The sequence below is a fragment of the Thalassobacillus hwangdonensis genome (assembly GCF_042675915.1).
Taxonomy (GTDB): Bacteria; Bacillota; Bacilli; order Bacillales; family Halobacillaceae; genus Thalassobacillus_A; species Thalassobacillus_A hwangdonensis.
The window spans coordinates 181188-206988 of record NZ_JBHTKL010000005.1; the positions used below are offsets into that span (position 1 = coordinate 181188).

At 41.7% G+C, this 25801-nt stretch carries 34 protein-coding genes; 28 read left to right on the forward strand and 6 right to left on the reverse strand.

The genetic code is table 11. The features are described from left to right. Positions 1-86 precede the first annotated feature (86 nt). A complete protein-coding gene (locus ACFQ2J_RS10205; protein WP_386059608.1) occupies positions 87-1094 on the forward strand; it encodes a phosphotransferase family protein in 1008 nt (335 codons plus the stop codon). Between the two features lie 113 nt (positions 1095-1207). Here the strand turns inward: ACFQ2J_RS10205 and ACFQ2J_RS10210 are convergent, their stop codons facing one another. Genes ACFQ2J_RS10210 through ACFQ2J_RS10220 form a run of 3 tightly spaced genes read right to left on the reverse strand, consistent with a single transcriptional unit; the run spans position 1208 to position 3088 of the window. Next, the gene (locus ACFQ2J_RS10210; RefSeq protein WP_386059611.1) at positions 1208-1519 is read right to left on the reverse strand and encodes a hypothetical protein; all 312 of its coding nucleotides are present in this window, start codon (positions 1517-1519) and stop codon (positions 1208-1210) included. Next, on the reverse strand, positions 1507-2598 hold the full coding sequence (locus ACFQ2J_RS10215) for an anti-sigma factor (RefSeq protein ID WP_386059614.1): 1092 nt from the start codon (positions 2596-2598) through the stop codon (positions 1507-1509). Before ACFQ2J_RS10215 ends, ACFQ2J_RS10210 begins: the two co-directional genes overlap by 13 nt. Then, positions 2591-3088 carry a sigma-70 family RNA polymerase sigma factor gene (locus ACFQ2J_RS10220; protein WP_386059617.1) on the reverse strand — a complete coding sequence of 166 codons (498 nt, stop codon included), beginning with the start codon at positions 3086-3088 and terminating at the stop codon, positions 2591-2593. Before ACFQ2J_RS10220 ends, ACFQ2J_RS10215 begins: the two co-directional genes overlap by 8 nt. 159 nt (positions 3089-3247) lie before the next feature. On the opposite strand from ACFQ2J_RS10220, the gene ACFQ2J_RS10225 reads away from it, so the two are divergent. The 11 genes from ACFQ2J_RS10225 to ACFQ2J_RS10275 all read left to right on the forward strand — a co-directional run bounded on the left by ACFQ2J_RS10225 (position 3248) and on the right by ACFQ2J_RS10275 (position 11130). Next, the gene (locus ACFQ2J_RS10225; protein ID WP_386062453.1) at positions 3248-3688 is read left to right on the forward strand and encodes a GNAT family N-acetyltransferase; all 441 of its coding nucleotides are present in this window, start codon (positions 3248-3250) and stop codon (positions 3686-3688) included. Between the two features lie 44 nt (positions 3689-3732). After that, positions 3733-4671, forward strand: coding sequence for a phosphotransferase (locus ACFQ2J_RS10230; RefSeq protein ID WP_386059619.1), 939 nt, complete (start codon positions 3733-3735; stop codon positions 4669-4671). A 13-nt stretch (positions 4672-4684) separates the two neighbouring features. Then, positions 4685-5197 (forward strand): NUDIX hydrolase, encoded by a 513-nt coding sequence (locus tag ACFQ2J_RS10235; protein WP_386059622.1) that lies wholly within the window; start codon positions 4685-4687, stop codon positions 5195-5197. Positions 5198-5564: 367 nt separating this feature from the next. Further along, positions 5565-6122, forward strand: coding sequence for a GNAT family N-acetyltransferase (locus ACFQ2J_RS10240; RefSeq protein WP_386059625.1), 558 nt, complete (start codon positions 5565-5567; stop codon positions 6120-6122). Between the two features lie 120 nt (positions 6123-6242). After that, positions 6243-6716 carry an isochorismatase gene (locus ACFQ2J_RS10245; protein ID WP_386059628.1) on the forward strand — a complete coding sequence of 158 codons (474 nt, stop codon included), beginning with the start codon at positions 6243-6245 and terminating at the stop codon, positions 6714-6716. A gap of 136 nt (positions 6717-6852) precedes the next feature. Further along, the gene (locus tag ACFQ2J_RS10250; RefSeq protein ID WP_386059631.1) at positions 6853-7386 is read left to right on the forward strand and encodes a hypothetical protein; all 534 of its coding nucleotides are present in this window, start codon (positions 6853-6855) and stop codon (positions 7384-7386) included. A gap of 160 nt (positions 7387-7546) precedes the next feature. Next, entirely contained in the window at positions 7547-7840 is a 294-nt protein-coding gene (locus ACFQ2J_RS10255) for a hypothetical protein (RefSeq protein WP_386059634.1), read from the forward strand. A 217-nt stretch (positions 7841-8057) separates the two neighbouring features. Next, positions 8058-8240 carry a PspC domain-containing protein gene (locus ACFQ2J_RS10260; RefSeq protein ID WP_386059637.1) on the forward strand — a complete coding sequence of 61 codons (183 nt, stop codon included), beginning with the start codon at positions 8058-8060 and terminating at the stop codon, positions 8238-8240. Between the two features lie 62 nt (positions 8241-8302). Next, a complete protein-coding gene (locus tag ACFQ2J_RS10265) occupies positions 8303-9553 on the forward strand; it encodes an aminopeptidase (RefSeq protein WP_386059640.1) in 1251 nt (416 codons plus the stop codon). A gap of 45 nt (positions 9554-9598) precedes the next feature. Continuing rightward, entirely contained in the window at positions 9599-10270 is a 672-nt protein-coding gene (locus ACFQ2J_RS10270) for a 5'-methylthioadenosine/S-adenosylhomocysteine nucleosidase family protein (RefSeq protein ID WP_386059642.1), read from the forward strand. A 545-nt stretch (positions 10271-10815) separates the two neighbouring features. Further along, entirely contained in the window at positions 10816-11130 is a 315-nt protein-coding gene (locus tag ACFQ2J_RS10275; protein WP_386059644.1) for a hypothetical protein, read from the forward strand. An 87-nt stretch (positions 11131-11217) separates the two neighbouring features. Here ACFQ2J_RS10275 and ACFQ2J_RS10280 read toward each other — a convergent pair whose 3' ends face one another. Continuing rightward, a complete protein-coding gene (locus ACFQ2J_RS10280; RefSeq protein WP_386059647.1) occupies positions 11218-11820 on the reverse strand; it encodes a hypothetical protein in 603 nt (200 codons plus the stop codon). Positions 11821-12015: 195 nt separating this feature from the next. On the opposite strand from ACFQ2J_RS10280, the gene ACFQ2J_RS10285 reads away from it, so the two are divergent. From ACFQ2J_RS10285 to ACFQ2J_RS10310, 6 genes are all read left to right on the forward strand, one after another. Continuing rightward, complete coding sequence (locus ACFQ2J_RS10285) at positions 12016-12543, forward strand: hypothetical protein (RefSeq protein WP_386059650.1); 528 nt, start codon at positions 12016-12018, stop codon at positions 12541-12543. A 264-nt stretch (positions 12544-12807) separates the two neighbouring features. Next, a complete protein-coding gene (locus ACFQ2J_RS10290) occupies positions 12808-12948 on the forward strand; it encodes a hypothetical protein (protein WP_386059653.1) in 141 nt (46 codons plus the stop codon). A gap of 12 nt (positions 12949-12960) precedes the next feature. After that, positions 12961-13422 carry a cytochrome c oxidase subunit II gene (locus ACFQ2J_RS10295; RefSeq protein ID WP_386059656.1) on the forward strand — a complete coding sequence of 154 codons (462 nt, stop codon included), beginning with the start codon at positions 12961-12963 and terminating at the stop codon, positions 13420-13422. Between the two features lie 15 nt (positions 13423-13437). After that, complete coding sequence (locus ACFQ2J_RS10300) at positions 13438-15117, forward strand: cbb3-type cytochrome c oxidase subunit I (protein ID WP_386059659.1); 1680 nt, start codon at positions 13438-13440, stop codon at positions 15115-15117. Positions 15118-15153: 36 nt separating this feature from the next. Beyond that, positions 15154-15789: an SCO family protein gene (locus tag ACFQ2J_RS10305; protein WP_386059662.1), complete on the forward strand. Its 636-nt coding sequence runs from the start codon at positions 15154-15156 to the stop codon at positions 15787-15789. Next, positions 15786-16349 (forward strand): hypothetical protein, encoded by a 564-nt coding sequence (locus ACFQ2J_RS10310; RefSeq protein WP_386059664.1) that lies wholly within the window; start codon positions 15786-15788, stop codon positions 16347-16349. The genes ACFQ2J_RS10305 and ACFQ2J_RS10310 overlap by 4 nt, the downstream gene beginning before the upstream one ends. 39 nt (positions 16350-16388) lie before the next feature. Here ACFQ2J_RS10310 and ACFQ2J_RS10315 read toward each other — a convergent pair whose 3' ends face one another. Beyond that, on the reverse strand, positions 16389-17447 hold the full coding sequence (locus ACFQ2J_RS10315) for a hypothetical protein (RefSeq protein ID WP_386059667.1): 1059 nt from the start codon (positions 17445-17447) through the stop codon (positions 16389-16391). Positions 17448-17902: 455 nt separating this feature from the next. On the opposite strand from ACFQ2J_RS10315, the gene ACFQ2J_RS10320 reads away from it, so the two are divergent. The 6 genes from ACFQ2J_RS10320 to ACFQ2J_RS10345 all read left to right on the forward strand — a co-directional run bounded on the left by ACFQ2J_RS10320 (position 17903) and on the right by ACFQ2J_RS10345 (position 21076). After that, positions 17903-18331 (forward strand): NUDIX hydrolase, encoded by a 429-nt coding sequence (locus ACFQ2J_RS10320; protein ID WP_386059670.1) that lies wholly within the window; start codon positions 17903-17905, stop codon positions 18329-18331. A gap of 15 nt (positions 18332-18346) precedes the next feature. Beyond that, the gene (locus tag ACFQ2J_RS10325) at positions 18347-19165 is read left to right on the forward strand and encodes an alpha/beta fold hydrolase (RefSeq protein ID WP_386059673.1); all 819 of its coding nucleotides are present in this window, start codon (positions 18347-18349) and stop codon (positions 19163-19165) included. A gap of 20 nt (positions 19166-19185) precedes the next feature. Beyond that, positions 19186-19983 carry a DUF6597 domain-containing transcriptional factor gene (locus ACFQ2J_RS10330; protein ID WP_386059676.1) on the forward strand — a complete coding sequence of 266 codons (798 nt, stop codon included), beginning with the start codon at positions 19186-19188 and terminating at the stop codon, positions 19981-19983. A gap of 79 nt (positions 19984-20062) precedes the next feature. Further along, positions 20063-20476: a DUF1761 domain-containing protein gene (locus tag ACFQ2J_RS10335; RefSeq protein ID WP_386059679.1), complete on the forward strand. Its 414-nt coding sequence runs from the start codon at positions 20063-20065 to the stop codon at positions 20474-20476. A gap of 22 nt (positions 20477-20498) precedes the next feature. Then, positions 20499-20915: a hypothetical protein gene (locus ACFQ2J_RS10340; protein WP_386059680.1), complete on the forward strand. Its 417-nt coding sequence runs from the start codon at positions 20499-20501 to the stop codon at positions 20913-20915. Then, entirely contained in the window at positions 20897-21076 is a 180-nt protein-coding gene (locus tag ACFQ2J_RS10345) for a hypothetical protein (RefSeq protein ID WP_386059682.1), read from the forward strand. Before ACFQ2J_RS10340 ends, ACFQ2J_RS10345 begins: the two co-directional genes overlap by 19 nt. A 121-nt stretch (positions 21077-21197) precedes the next feature. On the opposite strand, the gene ACFQ2J_RS10350 is transcribed toward ACFQ2J_RS10345, so the two are convergent. Then, on the reverse strand, positions 21198-22946 hold the full coding sequence (locus ACFQ2J_RS10350; protein WP_386059683.1) for a DEAD/DEAH box helicase: 1749 nt from the start codon (positions 22944-22946) through the stop codon (positions 21198-21200). Between the two features lie 486 nt (positions 22947-23432). Here ACFQ2J_RS10350 and ACFQ2J_RS10355 point away from each other — a divergent pair, with 486 nt between their 5' ends. The 4 genes from ACFQ2J_RS10355 (at position 23433) to ACFQ2J_RS10370 (ending at position 25770) form a co-directional block, all read left to right on the forward strand. Beyond that, positions 23433-24011, forward strand: coding sequence for a hypothetical protein (locus tag ACFQ2J_RS10355; RefSeq protein ID WP_386059685.1), 579 nt, complete (start codon positions 23433-23435; stop codon positions 24009-24011). Positions 24012-24103: 92 nt separating this feature from the next. Next, positions 24104-24532, forward strand: coding sequence for a universal stress protein (locus tag ACFQ2J_RS10360; protein ID WP_386059687.1), 429 nt, complete (start codon positions 24104-24106; stop codon positions 24530-24532). A gap of 40 nt (positions 24533-24572) precedes the next feature. Next, a complete protein-coding gene (locus ACFQ2J_RS10365) occupies positions 24573-24959 on the forward strand; it encodes an SH3 domain-containing protein (protein WP_386059689.1) in 387 nt (128 codons plus the stop codon). Between the two features lie 88 nt (positions 24960-25047). Next, a complete protein-coding gene (locus ACFQ2J_RS10370; RefSeq protein ID WP_386059692.1) occupies positions 25048-25770 on the forward strand; it encodes a hypothetical protein in 723 nt (240 codons plus the stop codon). Positions 25771-25801 lie beyond the last annotated feature (31 nt).

The following is a 25801-nucleotide window of genomic DNA, read 5'->3' on the forward strand; positions in this document are numbered from 1 at the left end:
CGAATGGAATTTTTCTCAAATGATAAGTGTTTAATAAGGACGATTGCTTTTTCAAGTAATAAAAATCAGACGTGGACGTGATTAAATTGAAAACAGGATGGGAACGTTCCAATCCTCTCATTCTACCGGATCAATCAACAGTATCTAAAATGTTACAACCATTTTTAAATGAGAGACAGATTTTAAAATTAGAACCACTTGGCGGAGGACTTAGTAATACCAATATAAAAGTCTCTCTTACGAATGGGGAGAATTTTGTTCTTCGGATTTATAACGATGATGGTACAAAAGGGCATATAGAGAAGGGTGTATTGCAACTTGTCAAAAGCACGATACCTGTTCCTCAAGTCCTTTATCATGATGCTTCATTGTCTCAATTTGAGTATCCATATTTAGTTTTAGATTGGATAAAAGGGACTCAGCTCTCAGAGTTATTTATTTCAAGAGATCAACAAAGCTTAGTATATGCCGGCCAGGAAGTAGGAAGGGTGCTTGCAAGCCTACACGCCATCCAGTTTACTTCACCAGGCTTCTTTGATGAACAGTTAACTATACAAAGATTTGACGGTGCTTCTGGTGCAGAATTTTTTGTGGATCTTATAGAAAGAATTATTAGTGAGCGACCTGTGACTGAAAATCTAGGTCCGGAACTGGTTAATGAAATCAGACAGTTTGTAAATGAACATGCGCAATTAGTAGACGATATCGGCAATCAATCTTCTTTAGTGCATAGCGATTTCAACCCCTTGAATATTCTCATTGAAAAAGATGAGGACAACATCAAAATAACTGGAATTTTGGACTGGGAATTTTCATTCAGCAATTCGCCATTAATTGATATTGGCAATATGCTACGGTACGAGGATGTAAAGGAATCTCCGTTTATACAACCATTTATCTCGAGTTATCTCAAACACGGAGGAGACTTACCACAGAAATGGCTGCAAAAAGCTAAGTTGCTGGATCTTATTGCATTGTGTGAATTAGCAAATAAAGAAGCATGTGGGGAAGTACGTGTACGTGATATTAAAAATCTGATAAGCAGAACAATGAATGAATGGGAATTATATGAAGAAGTACAAGAAGATATTTGATAACCATTCTGACCTTATTACATAATTTGGTGGAAAGAATAACTTTATACGATTAAAACAACACGCTTGGATATTGTAATCCAAGCGTGCTTTATTGATACTGATAGGTATTTTTATGGCTTCGTATACGTTGCAAATTCAATGAATCCGATGAAAACGACACAGATGAACATGAACGCATACAACCCTAGCGCCCACCAGGTGAAGGTCTTGCGATAACCTACCCGAAAAAAGCTCACGAACCCCGTTATGATGCCGGTCGTAGGAATGATCTGCAAAAACAGATTCGCAAACGGGTTGAAGCTGTTCAACGATAATAGGAAGATGTTCAAATATGCCAGTGTCAACAGCGCACATAGGAATGAAACAACACCGAATCTTGTTTCCCTCAATTTAAGCTTTGGGTTCTTTTTCACCAGTTCCATAACCGCACCTCCCCGATGTGGATCGTTCTTACCGCGTCATTATCTCTTAGCTTCAACAGCTCTTTAGTTGGACCGGTAACCACGCCGCCGTATGCTTTCAGACCATTCCCCTCTAAATAATCGATGCGGTCCTCAAGGTCGAGCCATTTCGCATGCGCGATGTTTGTTGCCTGTTCTTCATACTTGGCAAGGAAGCGGAGACTTTCCATGAATTGTTCTTCGTTTTTCCTTCGGGAATTATAGGGCGACCAACCATCCGGATCCTGCTGTGCGGGATAACCGATTGGTGGGAGGAATCCGCCTTCTGAACTTTTTCCTTCTGCTTCAAGTCCAGTATCAATCGCATACCAGCGCCATTCTGCGTCCACATCTTGGAGCACACCCCTCATGTCGCTAGGAGCGTAGGTATCCTCAAGAGATACATACAGTTCTGCAACCGTTCCTTTAGGCAACTTCTCCAACGTATTCCAGGCGTTTTCGTCGCGGTTGGAAACGATACCTTCCGGGTGGAACAGCTTTTTCGTCTCTGGTAACGGGATGTCCTGAGGTGGATTCTCGATGATGTAATTGCGTTTCGGGAATTCCGCATCACTAAAGTTATAGGAAACCTCCCAATCGCCTAACGAAATATCGTTTTTCCCGACACGTTTGTAGAGATCCATATCAACATCGAACGTGAACAGGCCGAAGGTCCGCTCGACCTCCATCTCTTCCAGACTGACGTTCGGCTCGGTCACATACACGGTCTGAATCGCGACTTGGATAAGGTCTTCTGCTTTTTGACCCCACCCATAGTAGAGGTAGCTACCCATCATCATGACTGGCAGAATCAGCAGAACGATCATCGTCACGTAAGCAGCCAGTGAAAATCTAGCATTCCGGATGCTGTTCTTGATGATTTTCCCGGCTTTGTCTGAAGATAGCTCCTCCGTAGTGTTCTCGGAAGTCTGGAGTTCTTCTGCAATGACTTCCTGATAGGTATCCAGCTTCTCCAGTTCTTTTTCCACTTCTGCTGCTTCCTGCTCGGATAGGTTGCCATCATAGTAATCTTTCAACCGCTGCTTCCATTCCTCACTCATTCCCGACACTTCCTTTCTTGTAAAGCTGTTTAAGTTTTGCCCGTCCCCGGAATATATGGGTCTTTAATGTATTTTCGTTCAGCGAGAGCGTGGCTGCTGCCTGCTTAAGCGAGTAGTCGCGCAAATCACATAGGATGATCGCCTGCTTCTGCAATTCCTTCAGTTGATCGAGCTTTTGGTAGAGCTCCTCTTTGTCGATTTTCTTCTGGACTTCCTCTTCTGCTGAGGTGTCCGTTTGTATGTTTGTAAAATAGTCCGGTTCTTCGATGTCCATCTTCTTACTCCGCCGCGCGTAGTCGATGAAGGTGTGGTACGCGATTTTCAACAGCCAGGCCTTCATCGAGTTTGGTGGACTTTTTTCGAGCGCACCGTACGCCTTCATGAACGTATCCTGTGTCAAATCCTCCGCCAGACTCTGTTCCCTGCAAAGAGAGAGAAGATAGCGATAGACGTCGTTTATGTACAGTTTATAAAGTTGATTGATATCCAAGTCTTCTCCCCCTCCTGTCTAATCAACGAATGGGAATGGAAAAAAGTTGCACTTTGAGGAGAAAAAATTTCCAAAGGATTTCGGGACAAGACAGGGTAAGTGGATAATTATGTTAAAATTAGCACAATGAAGTTGATGAGCGGGGGCATGGTCATGGTCATGGGGGACACTTTTACAATTAAAGAACTAGATTCACAAACTGATATTTTAAAAGCATTTCCAGTAATGAAGCAATTACGACAGCATCTCGATGAAAAAACCTATCTCGATTTAGTTGAAGATGCAAAGGACAAAGACAGCTACAAGCTGTTTGCTCTAATGGAGGAAGGAGAAATTGTCGCAGTAGTTGGATTTAAGCCAATGATCACCCTATATTACGGGAGGTTTGTCTGGGTTTGTGATTTAGTGACCGATACAACTAAGCGTTCAAAAGGGTACGGTGAAAAGCTGCTTTCCTATGTTCATGAATGGGCGAAAGAAAATGAATATGAAAGTGTTGCTTTATCTTCAGGATTACAGAGAACGGATGCCCACCGCTTTTATGAAGATAAAATGGGTTATGACAAAGTGAGTTATGTGTTCAAAGCATCATTAAAATAGTGAAATGAAGGTGTAGAACTAATTTGCCCAAAGGAGAAGGTGAATTGACATACTTAGAAGAAAGACTGGCTGAGAGAAATGTAAAGGTACTAAAAAAAGAAGTTATTAATGGGGCGCATGCAGGAAGAATTTATAGGATTAATGCTATTGATAAAGAGAATCAAAACGTCAACCTTGTATATAAAGAGGTTGAAACGGACCGAAGCAATGAACTCGACCTCTATTCAACGAGTTCAAATCTCATTCAACAATTTAATAAAGTGATAGCAGTGTGGGGTTCTTCACCAAAAGCTATTCTTATGTATGACTTAAACTCCCCCATAAAAAAGGGCTTTGAACTACTGTCAGAATTGGATAAGAAAAACCTTATAGAGAGTATCTTAAATAGACTAGCTGCTCTACATAGCTTAAGTAATGACAAGAACAGCAACGGGTTACCGACACACCGAATTACATATGAATGGCACGGATGGTGCATTGACCAGATGAATCGTTTAGGGGCACAGCATCACTGGATTCAAACAGATTGGATTAAAATAATCACCAATGCTTATGAGCAATTAGATTTTAAAAACTTTGAGCCACAGTGCCCGCAAGTTATTACTCACGGGGATCCCCACTTGGAGAACATATTCCTCAATGATGGTCAGATATGGTTGATTGACTGGGAGTGGGCAGCTCTAAGTTCACCTTTAAGAGACATAACGATAATGTGCCAAGATATTTATGACACACGGTTGATTCAATTTGTAAAAGAATCTTATCAAGAACTCCTAAATAACGACAATCTCAATATCTCCTCCCAAGCTTACCAGCGAGATTTCAATTACTATTATATTGATCATACAACTATGATGCTTGCCTGGGAGATTGAAAAGTATTTTCAAGATTATACATCTGAAGAAAAAATCAAAGAAATAATAGAGTTCAAAATTGGGGAAATCAAAAGAGTAACAAGTGAAGAATTAGAATTACTTCGCTAAAGGGTTGGTGCTGATGTTTAAATATACTATCTGCTTGATAAAGAAGGATAACAAAATTCTACTCTTAAACAGAAATAAAAAGCCTGCCATGGGAATGTGGAATGGCGTAGGAGGAAAAATTGAGGATCATGAAACTCCTATGCAGGGTGTAATCAGAGAAACTTATGAGGAAACGGGCTTGAAACTTAATAGTGTAACTTATGCGGGAAATGTGATTTTAAAAAGTGAAGTAAGCAATGCTGGTATGTACATATTTATTGCTGATTTACCAGAGGATTTACATATAGAAACGCCCTTAAACACATTAGAAGGAACTTTAGATTGGAAATCAATTGATTGGATCTTGGATAAAGATAATATGGGGGTTATTAGTAATTTGAAAAGTTACCTTCCCGTTATCTTAGAAGGAAAACTTAATTTAGAGCATTCTTTCACATATGATATTCACAATATTTTGGATTACACTACTACAAAAGTAATTGAAAATGAGATGAACAAAAGATATAAAAAACATCAATACTTATAGAACTGACTGGGGCTTTTCTCCAATATCTTTGTCTCATTCAATGAGTTACCTAACAGGAGTGACAAAATAAGATGGATATTTTTCTGTTTTTAGCTGTACATATAATAATCGGCTTAGCGATGATTTATTTCAAAGAGAAATTGCCAAAACCACTACCTACTTTTTCTATTGTATTTCTAAGTATGAGCTTCTTATATTTCGAGTCAATATTATTAAGATAAGCACACTTATCTCAGTGCTGAGTTTTAAACTAGCAGGGCGATAGCTGCACTGTGACTATCGCTTGCTGTGCTAACGGAGCAGGTTAATTGAAGAAAACCTATAATGCCAAGTAAGTCTAGAAATAAATCATAGGGGGGAGATAAGTTTGCTAAAAGAACTTGAAAAATTGGCGAAATTAGAGACCAAGAATTTAACACTTCGAAAAATAAATAAACAAGATATTGATGATATTTTCTATTATGGTTCTAATCCAAGTGTCTCTAAAAGAGTAAGCTGGGAGACACACCAAACTAAAGAAGATACTGAACAATTTATTGAAGCGGTACTAGATGGTTATAGTCAAAATAATAAAGCTCTTTGGGGTATGGAGTTGAAGTCTACTGGCAAGCTTATCGGAACTATCGACTTTGTAACTATCAATTACAAACACAATAATGCGGAGGTTGGATATGTACTGTCTGAGGACTACTGGGGTAATGGGCTCACCACAGAAGCTACCAAAAAAATAGTTGAAGTTGGTTTTACAGAACTAGGCTTGGTCCGTATTCAAGCTAGATGCTTTGTAGAAAACATAGGCTCTCAAAGAGTAATGGAGAAAGTTGGTATGTCGTTTGAAGGTTTAATTAGAAAAGGAATGTTCGCTAAAGGAGAGTACCAAGACTTAAAGCTCTATTCAATCTTAGTTGAAGAATTTCAAGGTTAATTATGTTTACTAATTAGGAGGAGACAGTCCATAAGGAACAATCATTTAGCTGTTCCTATCGGTCTTCCATTATTGGGGGCGTTTCTTTAGTTAAGGAAAATAATCTGGGAGGGGCTTTGGTTGATAAAAATTCAAAGCGATTATCAAAAACGACCTATTCGATTTTTACAGTTATGGGAAAACGGAGGCTGGTCGCTAAAGGTATATGGGATTTCTTATTCAAGTGAATATCCGAGTAACAAATTAATGGATAAAGCAAAGGAGCTTGCTCGTGATATTTTGCCATTTCCAGCGGTGACAAAGAATCGATATGGTCTTGGGTTTATAGGTGTTCATGAAGGTTCGGGAGCCAACTTTATTTTTATTGACTGGTGGTCTAATGAAAATGAGCTTAACCACCATGTTTACGTTGAGTCACATGGGGATCCTGGGATGTTTAAATATGTAACACCTAAAGGTTTAATAGCGTGTTGCTGGGACTTAAAGGTTTTAAGTTATGAAAGAGATTGTTGGGTAGAATCTGTATTAAATAATTCAACAGGTTCTCCAGATATAGATCTGTATTTAAACATGCATTTGAATGAAGATGTTTAACAATACCTTGTTGGAATTTTAAAGTGTCTCGAATTCAAGTTTTACACAATTGGGGCTATACCTGCACAGTGACTACTGTCCCTTATTGGGCTAACGGGCAGTATAGTTGAATTAGGAAAAGTAATGGGGGCGAACTGTGGGGAAGAAAAGAATAGGGATAATTATTGGTGTACTAACACTGGTCTTAGTAGTTTCCTATTATTTTTATAATTCAAAACAAGAGTTATATGGAAATGATAAGGATTCTATCGTTAAGGTGATTAAGTCAATTGATGATTATGAGAATAAAGAGGTTGAAATTCTGGAAATCAGCGATTTTAATGATGTTAGAATTGTAGGTTTCCTATCGAATGATAGTCCTTCTTATATTGAGTTCATTAAGAATCAGAAGGAGAATTATGTTTGGAGGCATATAGAATCAAGAGATAATGAATCATTTAGTATGTTCTCACCCTTAAGTGGAAGTTCAAAAATGATGGTCGTGACAAATTATGAGAATAAAATTGCGAAAATGCAGGTAGATATTAATGGTAAACCATTAGAACAAATTTTTACTCCGCATCAAGCAAATGTTACTTGGGTCGATAAACCTCAAACAAATAAAGATAGTTACGAATATCGGAATTATAAATATTACGATATAAATGGAAATCTAATTAAAGAGAATTAGTTCTTCAACTAACAGGGGCTTTTCTTCAATAAAGAAATCATCCTCTTCTTATTAAAGTAACGGAGCAGATTTGTTCAATAAGAAATCACAAGATAGAGCACTTACTGTGAAATAAGATTAGAAGTATTAATTCCTAAGAAAAGGCAATGGAGGTATAGTTATGTGGGTGATATTAGGGGTTATTGCTATAGTAGCAACTTTTATAAATCTTTATATGTACAGTGCAGGAAAAGATTATAAGCTTGCTATGGCGATGGGATTATCATTTACAGCATTAACACTTTGTGCAGATTACAGTTATGTATCTCAGTGGGTAGGAGCGGAAGATTGGGCGGCTTTAGCGGATGTAGTACCTGGTATGGCAAGGGCATTGTGGTTTTTGACAATTGTTTCGATCCTACTAAATATAGCACCTATACTTTTAGAACGAAAAGGTAAGAGAGTTAAAGCTTAAGGGGGTGTCCAAATGGTAGGTTTTATTATTGTTCTTCCGATAATTTCAGTATTGGTTGGACTATATCTTATAACATTGGGGTTATGGGAATTAAGAAAAGGTATCAATAGAAATCAATACATAAAATATATGTTCACAGGCTTATTTTCGTTAGTTATTTTAACGCCGATGTTATGGTTCTTTTTAATCCAGCTTGGATAAGAAAAGGAGATTGAATTTGAATAATAAATTAAGAAAATCTTCAACCAATAAGTCCATTTCGGGGGTGTGCGGAGGTATAGCTGAGCATTTCGGTATATCTCCTTTGGCGGTAAGGGTAATTTTCATTTTAATTCCAGCTAATATACTTCTATATTTAATTCTCGTTAATACGATGTCTGATAGCCCTCCATCAATATAGAATTAAAGTCGATCAGGTTTCTTCAGTGAATTTAAACAAGAACATCACAGGGGAGATAGTAAATGATTCAAGGAATATATGAACATATAAGTGAAGCACAGTTAAAAAAGTATGCAGAACTTGCTGTACGAGCTGGTGTGAATCTGCAAAAAAATCAATTATTGATTATACATAGTGATATTCAAAATGCTACGTTTGCACGTCTAATCCAAACGGTAGCCTACAAGGCAGGAGCTTCAAATGTTTTTATAGATTGGACAGATGAACAGTCTATCAAAGAATTTTACTTAAATGCGGCAGATCGTGCCATTGATCACTATCCTGATTGGCAGGCTGCCCGTTTTAAGGAGTGGGACGATGCAGGTGCTGCGTACATCCATATTATTTCTGAAAACTTGGAGGTCTTTAAGGAGGTTTCTTCAGAAAGGATAAATCGTTTCGAAAAAGCTTCTCGTACTAAATTAAGGGAGCATCATGCGATAGTCAGATCCCACGAGGCGCGCTGGAATCTTATAGCTGTCCCGAGCGTTGAATGGGCAACGAAAGTATTTCCCAACCTAAGTGAAGAAAAAGCTTTACAATCATTATGGAAATTGATTTTAAAAGGATCTCGAGCAGACGGGAACCCTATAAAAGATTGGGAGAGTCACCATAGAGCCTTCGAATCTCGAAAAAAATTCCTGAACGAGAGCCGATTTGAAGCCCTTCATTTTACAAACAGCCGAGGAACTGACTTATCAGTTGGTCTACCTGAAAATCACCTCTATATCGGTGGGGGTGTCACAGATAAAAATGGAATACCTTTCTTTCCGAACATTCCTACGGAAGAAATATTTACTGCTCCCCATAAAAATAAGGTGAATGGTAAATTGGTAGGTTCGAAACCTCTCATCTATGGGGGAAGTGTCATCGAAGAATTTTATCTCATTTTTAAAGAAGGACGAATTACCGACTATTATGCAGAAAAGGGACAAGAAGTGTTACAACATCTCATCGAAACAGACGAAGGATCACATTATCTAGGTGAAATCGCCTTAGTCTCTAATAAATCTCCTCTTGCTCAGTCCGATACTCTTTTTTACAATACCTTGTTTGATGAAAATACGTCCTGTCATATTGGAATAGGAAATGCATCTCCCTCCAATATTCAAAATGGCAGTGAACAATCTGAAGAAGAGTTGAAAGCAGCGGGGCTGAATACTTCCCTTTTGTTAGTCAATGTGACTTTTGGTAGTGAAGACATGAAAGTAGTGGGCATTAAAGAAGGTGGAACGGAAGTCTTGCTAATGAAGGATGGGGATTTCCAATTCTAATTCGTCTACATAAAAAGTTCTTTAATTAAAGTAGGGGATAAAAAAATGATAGGAATAAGTATAGCGACGAAGTGGGAATATGAAGCGACATTGGAATACTTCAGCGTAAAAGATAACGAACTTTACGGTTATCCTTATGGCGAGTATTTCATAAAAACAATTAATGGTACGGAACTTGTTTTTTATAGTACAGGTGTAAGAAAAGTAAATGGTGTTGGTGGTAATCAGTATATGATTTCTAAATTTAATTTAATTAAAGTAATCGTTGCTGGAACATGTGCAGGAATAGATGATAAGTACAGTAATTTGGATGTTTTTGTACCCGATCAAGCCGTTCAATATGATTGTACAGTAAAAGAAATTGAGCCTTTTATTAAACAATCCTTCGTAGTCGATATTGATCTATCAAAATATGGATATGGTTTTCATACCGGCACAATTGGCACCGCTGATAAAGCAGTAGTGATGTGGAAGGACTATTTAGAACTTAAAGAAAACAAAATAATAATAGCCGATACAGAAGCGGGTGCAATTGCTTATATCTGTAAGAAGAATGATGTGGAGTGCATTATTATAAAAGGAATATCTGATTTTCCATCAGAAGAAAGTAACTCTGATAAATTCGAGTCGAACATTGAACAAATTAATGTTTATCTAGAAAACACCCCCAAAGTTATGAATAAAATATTTGATGAATATTTAATGAGATTTATTTAAAAAATGAAGTCTCCTTTGTTCTACTTTCAATAGCAAGATTGTAAAAAATGTACTTATACTAACGGGTGCTTTCTTCAATAAGGAGATCAGTCATTCCTGATTAAAGTAACGGAGCAGGTTGGTTGAATAAGCAATCAAATGATTAATTATATAAAGGGGGAAGGTTAGTGGCTGGAATAGAAACAGAAATTTATAATGTCAGTTATGCACTGTACGTAACGAACTGGTTATTGGGTATCATTGCTATTACCTTAATTGCCAATTTGATTGTTAACATTAAAAGGAAATAGCAACGGGGGCTTTTATCCAATATCTTTGTCGCATTCAATGAGTTTTTAGCTGTACATATAATGATTGGGTTAACGCTTATTTATTTCAAAAAAAATTGCCAAAACCAATAACTACTTTTTCTATTTTATTTCTAAGTATGAGCTTCTTATATTTCGAGTCAATATTGTTAAGATAAATATACTTATCTCAGTACGGAGTTTCAGGGCGATAGCTGCACTGTGACTATCGCTTATTGTGCTAACGGAGCAGGAGTGTTGAAGAAAAAATCTGAAACTGATTTATTAGATTTGATCTTCAAGGGGGATTTGATGAGGTTTGTTATTACTGGCATAATGTTAGTTCTTTTTCTGGCCGGATGTTCAAGTTATTCAGAAGAGTTTATTATTTCTGGTGAAGTTACAAGGGTAGAAGGTGATTTGGTCTCGATAGATAACCAAGAGATAAAAGTCGATGACCCTTCAGATTTTAAAGTTGGTCAAAAGGTAAAAGTAACGTTGATTGACCACACAAGTGAAGAGGATTGGGACCCAGATGACTTTGAAGTAAAAAAAGTGACTTTTATGAAATAAATTCTTATTAAACAAACGGGGGCGATTGCTAAAGAGTACTCGTCCTTAAAGGGGGCAATCGTGGAGCAAGTCCATCAGTTTTGTTAACTAGGTTTGTTGGTTCAAGTATATAATCTCGATAATATAAGGTAAGGCTAATGAGATTATCATTAATTCAACATTCTCTCGCATATTTGACACTTTTAATACGCTGGGTCCAAGAAACTTTCCACTATGTTTATACTCAGGAATGTAACTGTCTTTTTTGTAGTCGATATATCTTTTACCTTCAGGAGAATCGAATGTCCACCAACCACTCCCGCCAGTAACAGTGCCTAGATTTCTATTGTTCAGTGTAACGTTAAGATTAAACTTTAATTTTGTGGAACCTTTTATTTCAGCAATTTTTTCCTCTTGGCAGTAAATACTAAAATGGTCGTTCAATCCCCTGTTTCTTATTATAGTGAACAATTCTTTCTCTTCAGAGGAATGTGCTATAAATTGTTGTTTAGTTAAGATATTAGTATTTGTGAACATAGATATTACACCTAGAATTTGATGCTTAAAGGTAGTTTTGAAATCTCTAATAGTAAAAAGTAAATTATTATTAACGGAATGATAACAAAGTTCCCTAATAGTGAATTTTCCTTCTTTTATGATGTAGGTGTTGATTTCTTGTAAAGAAGATAAAACTTCTAGTTGTTTTTTCATTGGAGATCATCCTATTCAAATTATATGCTTTGATCAATTATATCCAATCCTTGTATACATATTATCTCGACATTAAGACTTCAAGTAAAGGGGGCTTATCTTCAATAAGGAGATCAGCCTTTTCTTACTAAAGTAACGGAGCAGGTTTGTTTAACAAGATAATGAATTTTTCAGTGATGATTGGAGAGACAAATAATGTCTGAGATGACAACATCAATTGTTTTATATGGTAAGATTGATGAATTTGATACAGATAAATGGAGTGATTTCTATAACATAGCAAAAGACCTTTCAAAGACACTTTCATTTAAACCTAACTACATTGGTCTTGATGGTGAAGAGTTTAAATCTGGTAAAGTGTTAACTATGAAGAGAACCGAAAAACGACTTTTGAAATCACTAACCAACGGAAATAGTCTTTTATCAATGACATTGTATTCCTTACCTGAAGATTTTACTCAAGCTGCTTTTGATTATAACTTCTATTTAGGAAGGGATAAAAACGAAGATAGTCATAATCAATCTAAAATAATCCTAACAATACCCACAGAAGTTTATAGCCAAATAAATACTCCAAGTATAATTTGTACTTTAAAGGAGTTTATACAATTTAAAGAAGGAGAAATCTTTGAGTTATCGAGATATGAAACTCCACTTTTTTATGCTTCAAGAGTAAACGAAAGAGAGGATTATGAGACTTTGAAGATATTAACAACTTTTTAAATTTGTAATTCTTGTTTTGCTAACGGGGGCTTTAGTTAAATAAGATAGTTATGCAAAGGTGAATTCCATTTAATGGGAAGTCATCTTTTTTCATTAGGAAGCAATCAAGAATGATTCAATTATCAGTTCATATGCATTGACCGTCTCAAATATGGGGCGGTTTTTTTGTGGAATTTTAGACACATTCTTTGTGATTTGAATCACAAAAATGCCCCTGTCAAAGGATTATGATGACGGTGAGAACTCAATAAGGGGGAGGATTGCATGAAAGCAGTGAAAGTAAAAGACTCAACAGAGCGTAGCAATGCATCGAAGGTTGGCACATGGATCTCGGTAGGAGTTGTTGGTCTGGCAATCTTATTGACTTATTTTCTATTGTTCGGCATCTATATGGATCGAGTATAGGGGGGATGGAACATGCATCTGGATGAAAAAATCTGGCTTACGCTCAGTTTCGGGTTGATTATCGGTTTTATGCTGATCACTGGTTATCAGGCCTACGCGTTCGGGATGGGGCCGCCAAGTCATAAGGAAACGATCGACCCGCAAAAAGTAGATGAAACGGCACCGTTCGATAACCCTGGGGTAAGAAAGATTGGTGAAAATGAATATGAAGTCGTCATGACGCTGCAGATCTTCTCCTTTACTCCGGCAGATATTGAAATTCCAGAAGGGGCGACGGTCCACTTCATTTTGACTTCCAAGGACGTCGTTCACGGCTTCCAAATTGCCGATACCAATGTGAATGCTATGGTCATGCCGGGGCACGTTCAGAAAATCACGCAGAAGTTCGACAAGCCTGGCAGCTATCTGGTCCTTTGCAATGAATATTGTGGAGCCGGGCACCAGGTAATGAGCACGACGATTACGGTGAACTAAAGGAGGGATGGAGACATGGAAGCATTATCAGTCCGTACGTTTAATGAAAAAGCGAATACCGTTCTCGGCATCAGCCCTGAAGAATCAAGGCTGACGAAATCATATATATCTGTTGCATTTGTTGCATTACTGCTCGGTGGCGTCTTAGGTCTGCTTCAAGGGTTGAATCGCGCAGGACTCCTGCAGCTCCCGCCATGGGCGAACTACTATCAGATTTTGACCGCACACGGCATTCTTCTCGTTGTCGTCCTGTCTGCCTTTTTTACAATCGGTTATTTCTACGCCGCTCTGTCCCATACACTGGGCGGACTTCTTCCAGCTACAAGAAAGATGGCGTGGATCGGCTTTTGGATGAAAATTGTCGGGTTCGTCATCGCTCTTGTCCCGATTCTCCAGAATAAGGCGTCGGTCATGTATACATTCTATCCGCCGATGGCTGCCTCTCCTTACTTTTATATCGGGTTGGTGTTCATCGTGCTTGGCGTCTGGATGGCCGCGTTCGGAGCATTTCACAATGTAGCAAGCTGGCGAAAGGCGAATAAAGGCCAACACCTGCCAATTCTTGCTTTCTTTGCAACTGCGGTGTTCATCCTGTTGTTCTTCGGAAGCCTGCCAGTCACAATCGAAGTGCTGGTCATCATTCCGTGGGCGTTCGGCTGGGTAGAGACGATCAATGTCATGGTCGCCCGTACGTTGTTCTGGGCATTCGGCCACACACTGGTCAACATTTGGTATCTGACCGCCATCTCCGCCTGGTACGTCATCGTTCCGAAAATCATCGGTGGTCGCCGGTTCAGTGATACATTGACGCGGGTGGTCATCACCGGCCTCGTTGTCATGAATATCACCGGTGGTTTCCATCATCAGATCGTTGACCCAGCAATTTCCGAGTCCATCAAATTCATGCACGTGTTCATGAGCTTAGCCATCGGGTTTCCTTCCTTAATGACCGCCTACGCTATGTTCCGAGTGTTCGAACGGACCGCAAGAGAACAGGGTGGCAAAGGCCTTGTAGGCTGGTATAAAAAAATGCCATGGGGTGACGTTCGGTTCCTTGCACCATTTGTCGCGATGGTGGCGTTCATTCCAGGCGGAGCGGGTGGGATCGTCCAAAGCACGAACCAGTTGGATCAGGTCGTCCATAATACGATGTGGATCGTCGGCCACTTCCACTTGACCTTAGGCACGACCGCCATCCTTACGTTTTTCGGCATCAGCTATTGGTTGATTCCTTATATCTCTGGTAGAATCCTGACTCCTGCAATAAACAGGATCGGCATCATCCAGACGATCCTGTGGGGTGTGGGAATGCTGTTCATGTCAGGAGCCATGCATTATGTCGGCTTGCTCGGCTCTCCAAGAAGGACGTCGTATTCTACCTACGGCGATCATGCAACGGCCCTCTCCTGGGATCCGTACTTATTTTTACTGGCGATTGGCGGTACGCTGCTGATGATCGGCGTGATCCTCCAGGTGTATGCGGTGTTCCATCTCATGTTCCTTGCACCGAAAGGAAAGACGGAGTTTCCGATTGCAGAGGAGGAAGGGCATGCAACCAAGACCCCTTATTGGACAGAGCGCTGGGGTGTATGGATCATTCTCATGCTCGTGCTAGTGTCGATGGCGTATGTATTGCCGGTCGCGGATATGCTCATTGATGCACCTCCAGGCTCGCCACCGATGAAAACATGGTAGATGTGAAAAAAGGCGCCTCAAAAAGGAAGTGATCCAATGGGGAAACTTCAACCGACCATCCTCGCTTCGATCGTCGTCCTGATCTTCGGCGTGGGGTTGTTCTATATAGGTACGGACGGGTTTCGGGCATACACGGCAGAAACTGCTAGAGTTCACCGGCTCGTGGATGACCAGCCATCCTTTCCCGATGTGCGAATGGAAGACAGCTTCGGCAGGGAGTACGGCATTTCCGAGTTCGACGACAAGTACATTTTCATTACCTTTCTCTATACTGCCTGCATGTCGGTTTGTCCGCAGCTGGAATACAATATGGCACAGGTTTATGACCAGCTTCCGGAAAAATATGTTGGCGAGGACATCGTGTTTTTGAGTATCAGCTTCGATCCGGATCGCGACGATCCCAAGACGCTGAACACCTATAAAGATTACTTCGGCAGCGACGGAGAGACGTGGCGGATGGTGAGGGTTCCGGATGAAGAAGAGTTGTCCCGCCTTCTCGACACGTTTGGCGTCATCGTCATACCGGATGGCGAGGGAAACTTTGCCCACAATTCAGCATTTTACTTAGTTGATAAAAATGGGCAGCTGACCGATGTGATGGACTATCAGGAGGTGGATGCGGCTGCTTCCACGTTGAAATCGATTTTGAAAAAAGAGGAGGGAGCGTTATGAAGCAACAGTTCTTCGTAGGGATGATGCTGCTTGTAGCTCTGGCACTTCCTCCCGTAGCCCAGTTGATGGAGTCGATCATGTTCATCCATATGCACATGCAGATGCCAATGCTTGTCGTGGCAGGATTTCTGATGGGAGGTATCTTTCAAACGAGGTTCCGTACTTTTTTCAATAAATGGAATGAAAATGGCGTTCCCGGCATCCTGCTTTTTACGATCATCATGGTGTACTGGATGGTTCCGAGGACGATGGACGAAGCGTTGACGCTGATGTCTGTCGAGGCATTCAAATTCATCAGCCTTCCATTTCTCGCAGGAGTACCTTTAAGGGACAGCTGGAAGAGGCTGAATGCGAGTGGGAAAAATAGCCTCATTATAATTTTCACTGTCCTGTTCGTTGCGTGGGGATGGATGTATATCACGTCGGAAACCGCCCTGTGCAACAACTATTTAGTCACGGATCAGATCATTCTCGGTTGGGGGTTCCTGGCGACAGCGTTTTGTATGGTGATGTTTCTCGTCTATTCCTTTTTCATTGATCCTTCGCAATATGAAGGCTGACATAGAAATGGAGTGCCTGTCCGCAGGCACTCCATTTGTTTATTGATAATTGATGATCGCTGGACTCGGATCCATCTTCAACACTTCTTCCGGACTCATGACCGGTTCGTCTTTGTCGTAAAAAATCTTGAATGCACCGTACTGGTTCGGCTCATCGCGGATGAACTTGCGGTACAGCGTCTTCTTATCAGAAGCTGCGCCCCAGCCATCGAAATTGATCGCGACCTGGACGTTGTCCTTCGGCTGGATCGCGTCTTTATTCGTCAACACATGACTGGTGAACTGGTGGACGAGCACGAACTTATCCGGCAGGTTGTGCTTCTCCGTCAGTTTGGATACATGGTTGACGGCCTTCTGAATTTCCTTGCCATCGACCTGACCGAGATCCTCTCCAGGCTTCTCGCCTTCACCGACGTGGAACTCTGTATCAATTGCCAGGTGCACGTGCGGGTGCTTCAACCATTTTTCAACCAGCTTCACCTGCTCCATGACCGATTCCTTGCCGAGCTGGATATCAAGCAGCACAAGCGCATCATGTTTCTCAGCAAGCTCTACATATTCCTTGATGTTCTCTTCGGAGTTCATACGGATATAATTCCCATCCGGCCCTGGTGCACTTTGAGCCATCGTCGTGATCAGCTCGATCGTAGGTACCGCCGGACGTTCAGGGTCCGCATCGGAATAGGCCTGCGCCTGTTCCTTCAACTGCTTCATGTATTCCTCGGGCTCCAGCTGGCCGAGAATCCCCATGTTCTCAGATTCCGGAGTTCCGTAGTAGGCAACAAGGCGATGGTTTTTCAGCGGACCGTCGGAAGGGTCCTTTTTCCCTTTTGCGAGTGTTTCCCCTATAGGAACCGTACGTTTCTGACCCTTCTCTGATAGTTTTTCTTTTATGGAAACAGCGTCTTCAGACGGTTCCACCGGTTTGAATGGCTGTTCCGGCTCCTCGTTTTTCTGTTCTTTCTCGGTCTTTCCTTTATCCGGGTTGGAAGCTTCCTGTTCAGAAGGAGCAGTTTCCTTCTCGCTCTCCTCCGAGGAGTCGGAGCATGCCCCTAGTATAAGTATGCTTGCTGCAAGCAGCAGGAATAGTTGTTTCATAGACTCGCACTTCCTTTTCTCTATGATGTCATACGTGTAGATTATGGGAGAGTTTATCACATTTGCCTGTCCTTCAAACCTATGTAAACGAATTGATAGAAAATCTTTATCTGGTGAAATGCTTATTTGAAGATTCTATCTATTGTAAAATGAAGGTATGAAGGGCTGGTGTATGGTATGGACTCGATCCACCGAAGAGATTGGCGAATAATTGGACTTCTAATACTTGCAGCTTTTTTAGCTACATACAACACACCAAAGCCTGTTATGACTATTCTGGTGCCTTGCCTTATCTTTATAAAATTAATTGTTGATGTAGTTGTAGAAAAAAGAAGAAAGCTAGGAATGTACAAGGATACATTTAAAGTCTTTCTATATTTTACAGTCTTATCAGTACTGGTTATTTTGTTCAGATTATATATAGGAATATAAATTTTTTGAAAGGAAGTGAGAGATTGCAAGGCTATAATGTACTGATGATTTACAATCAAACGATGGACAAGCTGTTGATGTGCAAGAGGTTGAAGAACCCTTATAAGGGATTGAGCAATTTGGTAGGTGGAAAGATTGAGGACGGGGAGGCAGGGCTCGACGCTGCTTATCGGGAACTTAAGGAAGAGACCAACATATCGAAAGAAGATCTCACTTTGCATCATCTGATGGATTTTACCTATTATCTTCAGGATTGCTATGTCGAAGTGTATGTTGGGAGACTAGAGCGTGATGTTCCCGTCTCTGGTGACGAGAATATCCTTTACTTGTCCGATTTGAATCATGATTTCTTTGATATGTCCTTTTATGCCGGTGAAGGGAATATCGGGCATATGATTGAACAGGTGAACTTGGCTAAAGGTAAATTATTTCCTGAAGCGAAAGTAAATTGAGAGGAAGCTGAATAGATGGCGTATTGCAAAGTGAAACAGGCAGAAATCTATTATGAAGATATAGGAGAAGGGAAGCCGATCGTCATGATACATGGCTTTTCTCCCGATCACCGCTTGATGAAGGGGTGTATGGAACCGATCTTCACGGAAAGAGATGGTTGGCGACGGATTTATATCGACCTGCCGGGAATGGGTAGGACGAAAAACTATCAGGACATCAACAGTTCCGATGACATGTTGAAAGCTGTGTGCGAATTCATTCAATCGGTTATTCCTGATGAGGATTACATAATTGTGGGTGAGTCCTATGGTGGCTACATCACCCGTGGGATTATAAAGAAGGATGCGGAGCGGGTGCAAGGTGCTGCCTTCATCTGTCCAGTCATTCTGCCGAACCCGGAGGACCGCACAGTAGGAGCACATCACATACTTAAAAAGGATGAAGCCTTCCTTAGCAAATTATCTAATGAAGAAGCAGAGGATTTTTCCAATCACCAGGTCGTGCTTGATGAGTACAATTGGTCACGGTATAAGGATGAAGTATTGAGCGGCTGCATGGTAGTGGATGAGAAGGTGCTGCTCAAGGTTAAGGAGCGCTATGCATTTTCTTTTGACGTTGATCAGGAGGATTTCCTGAAACCGAGTCTTTTCCTAATGGGAAGGCAGGATTCCATCGTGGGATATAAAGATGCACTTGATGTGATGGAGAAATATCCAAGAGGGACATTTGCGACATTGGATGTTGCTGGACATAACCTGCAGATTGAACAGTCGGATCTCTTCAGTCATCTTGTTCATGAGTGGTTGGATCGAGTGGAAGGTGAAAAAAATTAATCGAGAAATTGGTGGAAGATATGAGATTTGAAATGAGAAAACCGATGAAGCTGCTTCGCCCTTGGATTGAATGTTATTGGAATGTAGAGCTGACAACGGGGACAAAAGTTAAGAAGGAAACCATCCTGCCCAATGGAAAAATTGAAATGATTTTCGCTCTACAAGGCGATTATCACGTGATGAATCGATCAACGAAGCCGATGCATCAGGCGTGGCTGTCCGGCATCCATCATAGCCCGCTTGAAATTCAATATAGCGGAAGTTCGAATCTGGTGGGTATTCGTTTCTATCCACATGGGCTGTTTCCGTTTCTGAACATTCCGATCCATGAAACGGTGAATCAAGTGGAGCATCTCCAATCGTTCTGGGGACAGCTTCAGGGGGAAGTCTATGAGGCTCTGTGTACATTAGAGGGTTCGGCGAGTATGTACACAGTACTGAACCAGCTTCTTATGAAGAAAATTACCGAACAGAAAACAACCCAGCATCAAGCTGTCAGTCACCTGGTCGCGCAAATCAAAGCGAACCCCAATCAATCTATCGCTGAATTAGCAATGCGGACGGGATTTACTCAGCGGCATTTGAATCGCGTCTTTAAGGACCAAACGGGGATTAACCCGAAATTGTTCGGGCGGATTACCCGCTTTGAACAAGCCTTTTCGCTTCTGCATGCGAAGTCTGAAGAGGATGTCTCAACGATCGTTTCTGAACTGGGGTATTATGACCAGTCTCATTTCAACCGAGAGTTTAAGCGATTCTCTGGAATGACACCATTCGAGTACCGAAAGCGCGCCATCGAATCGAATAACTTCCTGTAATCCCTCATGTCCATTTTTTACAATACAGGGGGATGGACCTTACCTATAATAATGATAAACAGAAGGGAGGTACATGGATATGGATATTGGACAAGCGATGGAATCGATCAATTACTTTGCAGTTCTTACAGCGGCATTATCCGCATTTATTATCGGTGGTCTATGGTATTCGGTATTATTCGCAAAACCTTGGATGAAAGAAAACGGTTTGAGTGAAGAAGACTTAAGAAACGGGAAGCTCGGCATCATATTCGGCGGATCGTTTTTGTTTTCATTAATTATTGCTTTTGTGCTGGTCATGTTCCTGGGACCGGAGAGGAATGCAGTGATCGGTGCAAGTGCAGGGTTGATGGCGGGACTCTTTTGGGTGGCGGCTTCATTCGGGATTACATATTTGTTCGAGCGGAAGTCCTTGCGGTTGTTCCTGATCAACGCAGGCTATCATGTAGTGACCTACACCGTAATGGGCCTTATTCTAGGTGCATGGAAATAATTCATGGGAAGGGTGTACGCAGATGAAATCAACTAAATCTGTCGTTGAAAAACTGAATTTCAAAAAGTATCCGGCGCGATTGATCTTGAATCAGCCGGAGGATAGCAAGGACTTTGACGAGATTGAATATGATACTTCCATAGCGCAGGACAAGTACGACCTGATCTTCATCTATATCAAAACGATGGATGAGTTCTTCAGCCATCTGCATGAAATCATCGACCGACAATTGGTGAAGGATCAAGGGTATGTGTACTTTGCCTATCCGAAGAAAGGCAATTCTAAATACGAGCACCACATCGAACGTGACGACATTTATACGGACAAGCACTACGACCAGGATGGCTATTTCCCTAACAGTAAGCTACGGTTCTCACGTGTCATCAGTTTGGATGATGTCTATACAGTGGTTGGAATGAAATGGGGACAAAGGAAGTAAGTATAGAATCTCCATTTTTAGTAGCGGCAGGATTGTTTCTGCAAATGCAACGTACTTACGACATTGTGATGATCATCATCTTCCTAGGGATCATTTTCACCATTATCGCTACAATCAGCATCGGAAAGTATTATGCGACTTACACAAAATCTAAAGAATAAGAAAAGGAGAAGTGACTTTATCACCTCTCCTTTTCTTTTCACCTTATCACGGTCTTCATATAATGATCGTCCGTATTTTTAGCGGGGACCCTGCCTCTTATAAAGGGGTGGTCTATTCTATTCATATCCTAACACCCTCCATTTGAGAATCCTTCACTTCCAAATCCCATTCCCTCACAAACCTGGCATAGGCCAGCGGCTGTCCATGATTGAAGATATTCCCGGAAAAATCAATGATGTTGCACTCTGCGGTCCCGCCAAATCTTGGCCCACGCAAGCCTCTCCCGACCATCTGTTCATAAAGAATAATACTAGAAGTTGGGCGGGTAATAAGCAGGTGGTCGGTTTTTGGTGCGTCGAAACCTGTGGTAAGGACACCAAAGTTGAATAGGAATTCGATTTCTTTGTTCTTGAATGCATGGATGTGCATCTGGCGGATCGACTTCGGTGTCGTTCCGGTGATGCAGGCGGATTTCCTGCCAAGTGCGTTCATCACCATGGATAGGAAGGCTGAGTGCTCGACGGTGCAGCCGTAGACGAGGGTCGAGGATCCTTCCGGGATGTTGCGCATCGTTTCGATGATATGGAAGTTCCGCTCTTCGTCCTCTGCCAACACTCTCAGGAAATCGGTATGGACCTCCTCCTGACTGCCATCCAGCTCGTCTTCAGTCAGTTCGTACTTCTTCCCGTATTGGTGCAATAGGAAGTTCGGTGTGGCGAGGTAGCCTTGTTCCCGGAAGTAGCGCAATGGGTTGTCGTTATACTTTTTCATTTCGGGAAGCTCTGGGTGGATCAGATAGGCTTCAAAGGTATCCACCAGTGCCACGGTTTCTTCGTTGCTTCGCCCTGGGGTAGCGGTCAGACCGCAGATTGGGAACAGCTGATTGTCCGTCAGTTCACGCGCACGGAGGAACAGCTGCTCATAGCTCATAGCGGTGGCGTGGTGGGCCTCATCGATAATCATTGCCCCACAGTTACTTAACAGCTCATCGAGCACCTCGTCCTCTTTTTTGACACGTGAGTAAAGCTGCTGAATGCTGGCAACGACCACACCACCGATTAGGTCATTCGGCTTCACTTCTGCACCGGAAAAATAGCGATAGACCCTGAGAGCCTCCGGGAATTCGCGGTTCTGCCACATATCTGTGATGCATTGTATCGCCTGTTCACAGAGCTCCTGGCTTTGCGCGATCCAGATCATATACTTCCCTTCGTTGAAACGAGGCTGCATCCAGTCGATGAAGCTCTCGACGGCCACGCGTGTCTTTCCTCCACCAGTCGGCAGGGTGACCACGCATCGCGTTCGGTCGCCTTCCATCCGCAGCACTTCCAGCATCCGATTTTTCAATCCAACCTGATAGTCTACAAGCGGGGGCACCTTCTTGCGTGGGTGAATGTCCATGATAGGTTCTTTGGCTTGTGTGGCTGCATTTTTCACCCCGGAAAAGATCAATGGAAGACCGAGCGTCTTGATGAAATCTCTTGGCCAGACGCTACCTGGCATCCATTTCTTTTTGGCGAGTGCGTTCGGTACGTAGGAAGGGGACTGGATACGCTTGCCTTTGATGGGATTACGCTTCAACAGACGAAGGAGTGTTTCATCGTCCAACTGTTTGAGCAGATACGCTCGGAGCTTCCTTGTCGCGTCGTCTGATCCTGCGAATAGGTCTGCCCCTTTACTGACGAGGAGTGTACGGAGCAAACGCTCGTCCGTCAGCTTAGGCTGATCCATCGCTGTCAGCACATCATTCATGCGGTGGAAGGATTCTTTTCCAACCATCGCAAGGAACAGCTGACTTGGTACGTTGAATTTATGGATAAGGATATCAATCGATTTTTCTATTTCGGTTTCGCTAGGGAAGGACTGCATGGTATTGCCTCTCAATCTATGTAAAATCAGTGTCATTATAGCATATTGAAACGACCCTTATTTTTTTTGGTAGAGGAAAAAGGATTTTAATGTTGAAAGGTAAAGTATAGAAATATATGAAAAGGGGTGTGATCGAATTAAGGGGTTTGGCGAGATAAATAAAGTACTTGCTTTACTAGGTATAGGGTTAAGTTTAACCGTTGCTACAATAATCGTGATTGACTACATAGATGATAAAAAATTAAATAAAGCCGTTCATGAAGAATTAGAAGAGCGCGTCGGCAACGATGATTTTACAATATTATTCGTCCAGGAAGTGGAATTTGACTCCAAATATAAAGAAAATCAAATTTCTGTTGGTTATACAATCGATGATGAGCCCATGAAGTATTGGGGCTGGTATTTTGGAGAGGTGGAGAGTTGATCCATGACTCCACTACAGAAGTTGGAGATAGGTGAATGGGTAGCTGAATTGGAGGGTGTCATTTGAGCACAAAAAAGAAAGCAATTCTAATTAGTAGCTTGGCGTTGGTTGTGCTTTTGGGTGGATGGACTTGGCTCTATCCCTATTCACCTTTCAGCTTACATAAAAGTTACTCGTTCACGCCTGACCCTGTTGTTGTCGATGGGTATGCGGCGGATCTGGGTGAATTTAAACGCACATATGAAAAAGACTTGGATGCGCTTCATGCGGATGAAGGATATGATTACATAACGGGGCAGACCCAGTATATCCTTCCATTGTTTGAGCAGGAATGGCTGCTCACCAAGGAACCTGTGAGCATGAGTATGGTGGATCTGGGTAACCTGCTATTTGAAGTGAAAACGGTTAGAAAGACGTTGCTGGACCTTCTGGGAAGGGAGGACTTCCCCCAGGAGAAAAGGATGGATTTAGTTACTACTTTAGAAGGGGTTCTAGCTTTAGAGGAAGCCATTGTTGATATGAAAACTGGGAAAGCAGAGTCGCGAAAGACACTGAACATCCAATACCGCAATCTTCACGGGAGTTTTTTAAACAATTACATGAGGTATGAAATTTTCTATGAACGAGCACAGATGGAATAATATAGGTGAGGGATTTTTTTCCTAATCCATAGATGTTACAATAGACATATAAAGGAAATTCACGACACCCATTAGGAGGGTTACCCATTACAGTGAAACTACTAGTCGCGTATGATGGAAGCGAACTTAGTAAGAAAGCCGTTTTGGAAGTGAAAAATCAGGCAGTCGAGGCCGAAGATAAAGAAGTTCACATCGTCTCTGTATTGGAACCGAACGGCCCGCTCACACAGCCGATAATTTCAAGAGATCTCAGAAAAGAGATGATGGAAGAGTTCAACTTAGAGATGGAAAAGATCAAGCAGGAGTTAGGCGAAGTCAATGGACGCATTCTGACTGATGTCATGATATCTGAAACCGAAGATAACCCTGGGCAAGCCATATGCGCCTATGCGGAAAGAGAAAACATTGATCTTATCCTGATTGGAAACAGAGGACTCGGAAACGTCAAACGCTTCTTTCTTGGAAGTGTCAGCAATAATGTCGTCCAGCACTCTCCTTGTCCGGTTCTAGTAATGAAATAATACAAAAGCCGCATCCTCCTTTTAATAGGAGGATGTTTTTATGAGGAAGATCGTGCGGATAATAGGGAGAAAATCTATGCTTAAGATCACAGACAATTACAGAACGAATTATCCCAATCCGATTACACTTACAAAAGGACAATCTGTGATCGTCGGGGAGAAATATGAAGGGGAAGAGGACTGGGACCACTGGATCTTTTGCTATACAGTTGATGAAAGTTCAGGTGGCTGGGTACAGGAACAATTAATTGAACGGTCTGGAGGAACTGGCACGATTTTGGAGGATTATACGGCAAAAGAATTGAATGTAGATGCAGGAGATCGAGTCCTCCAATTGAAGGAATTGAATGGTTGGTACTGGGTGAGGCATGCAGCTAACTCTGAGGAGGGATGGATTCCTAAGGAAGTTACCAAGCTTCATACATAGTCCGAAACAACCTATCACTCTATCCAGGAATCCATCATTTATAATAAAATAGAATCAGAACAAATTGACTACATATGGAGTGGGACACATGGAAAATTTGAGCATCATATTACTTGGGTGTGGGATTGGCGCCACCTTGCTGGCTGTATTATTTTTAGGAGTCTCGGTAAAAGGGAGTAAGGGCGTCTCGCCAGCAATCGTTTCTTTATCCATTATGGGCTTCCTTACCATTTTTGCAGGAATTGCCTTGATGGTACCTGGAGTCAAAAGTGCTGTAATGGGAGAAGGGCCTCGAGCTGTGGTAGCGGAAGATAAGCAAGAAAGCGACCTGAACGCTGTGGCGGAGGATACAAGCAGTGAGACAGCACTACATACTGAAGAGGAAACAGCCTCACCAGAGGAAACGGATGATGCTGGAGCAGGTGAGGAGACGGAACCTCAAAAAATCACACGGAAATTGGTTGAACAGGAAATGGCCAAGCAGGAGGGACTGGCGAGCTGGAAGATTGTCCAAAATGCTATAACCTCAGACAAAGTGGTCAATAATATTGCCGACTACGATAAACCGGTTGGAGATAAGCGGGTTGTATGGGTGGATGGCACTGTGGAGGCGACTACGTCTGAAAAAGGGAATACAGCTAACGTCGGCTTTACACTTGAGCTGTACCAGATGGTTGGAGACACGGAGTGGTATATTGATGAACACTGGGGCGTGTTAAGGGCTCTTGTCGTGACAGAGAAGCCTGAAGTCGATGAAAGCCAGTTTGATCTTAGTGATAGTGCAGAACTTCCATTTGGAGATGATGAGTGATTTGTGAAGTCAGGAAGTTAGAAATAAGGGG

Coding starts and splice junctions, on each gene's coding strand:
- ACFQ2J_RS10210 (WP_386059611.1), bottom strand. CDS start 1,519: ATGGAACTGGTGAAAAAGAACCCAAAGCTTAAATTGAGGGAAACAAGA.
- ACFQ2J_RS10215 (WP_386059614.1), bottom strand. CDS start 2,598: ATGAGTGAGGAATGGAAGCAGCGGTTGAAAGATTACTATGATGGCAAC.
- ACFQ2J_RS10225 (WP_386062453.1), top strand. CDS start 3,248: ATGGGGGACACTTTTACAATTAAAGAACTAGATTCACAAACTGATATT.
- ACFQ2J_RS10235 (WP_386059622.1), top strand. CDS start 4,685: ATGTTTAAATATACTATCTGCTTGATAAAGAAGGATAACAAAATTCTA.
- ACFQ2J_RS10255 (WP_386059634.1), top strand. CDS start 7,547: ATGTGGGTGATATTAGGGGTTATTGCTATAGTAGCAACTTTTATAAAT.
- ACFQ2J_RS10265 (WP_386059640.1), top strand. CDS start 8,303: ATGATTCAAGGAATATATGAACATATAAGTGAAGCACAGTTAAAAAAG.
- ACFQ2J_RS10270 (WP_386059642.1), top strand. CDS start 9,599: ATGATAGGAATAAGTATAGCGACGAAGTGGGAATATGAAGCGACATTG.
- ACFQ2J_RS10280 (WP_386059647.1), bottom strand. CDS start 11,820: ATGAAAAAACAACTAGAAGTTTTATCTTCTTTACAAGAAATCAACACC.
- ACFQ2J_RS10285 (WP_386059650.1), top strand. CDS start 12,016: ATGTCTGAGATGACAACATCAATTGTTTTATATGGTAAGATTGATGAA.
- ACFQ2J_RS10290 (WP_386059653.1), top strand. CDS start 12,808: ATGAAAGCAGTGAAAGTAAAAGACTCAACAGAGCGTAGCAATGCATCG.
- ACFQ2J_RS10295 (WP_386059656.1), top strand. CDS start 12,961: ATGCATCTGGATGAAAAAATCTGGCTTACGCTCAGTTTCGGGTTGATT.
- ACFQ2J_RS10300 (WP_386059659.1), top strand. CDS start 13,438: ATGGAAGCATTATCAGTCCGTACGTTTAATGAAAAAGCGAATACCGTT.
- ACFQ2J_RS10305 (WP_386059662.1), top strand. CDS start 15,154: ATGGGGAAACTTCAACCGACCATCCTCGCTTCGATCGTCGTCCTGATC.
- ACFQ2J_RS10310 (WP_386059664.1), top strand. CDS start 15,786: ATGAAGCAACAGTTCTTCGTAGGGATGATGCTGCTTGTAGCTCTGGCA.
- ACFQ2J_RS10315 (WP_386059667.1), bottom strand. CDS start 17,447: ATGAAACAACTATTCCTGCTGCTTGCAGCAAGCATACTTATACTAGGG.
- ACFQ2J_RS10325 (WP_386059673.1), top strand. CDS start 18,347: ATGGCGTATTGCAAAGTGAAACAGGCAGAAATCTATTATGAAGATATA.
- ACFQ2J_RS10330 (WP_386059676.1), top strand. CDS start 19,186: ATGAGATTTGAAATGAGAAAACCGATGAAGCTGCTTCGCCCTTGGATT.
- ACFQ2J_RS10335 (WP_386059679.1), top strand. CDS start 20,063: ATGGATATTGGACAAGCGATGGAATCGATCAATTACTTTGCAGTTCTT.
- ACFQ2J_RS10340 (WP_386059680.1), top strand. CDS start 20,499: ATGAAATCAACTAAATCTGTCGTTGAAAAACTGAATTTCAAAAAGTAT.
- ACFQ2J_RS10345 (WP_386059682.1), top strand. CDS start 20,897: ATGGGGACAAAGGAAGTAAGTATAGAATCTCCATTTTTAGTAGCGGCA.
- ACFQ2J_RS10350 (WP_386059683.1), bottom strand. CDS start 22,946: ATGCAGTCCTTCCCTAGCGAAACCGAAATAGAAAAATCGATTGATATC.
- ACFQ2J_RS10365 (WP_386059689.1), top strand. CDS start 24,573: ATGAGGAAGATCGTGCGGATAATAGGGAGAAAATCTATGCTTAAGATC.
- ACFQ2J_RS10370 (WP_386059692.1), top strand. CDS start 25,048: ATGGAAAATTTGAGCATCATATTACTTGGGTGTGGGATTGGCGCCACC.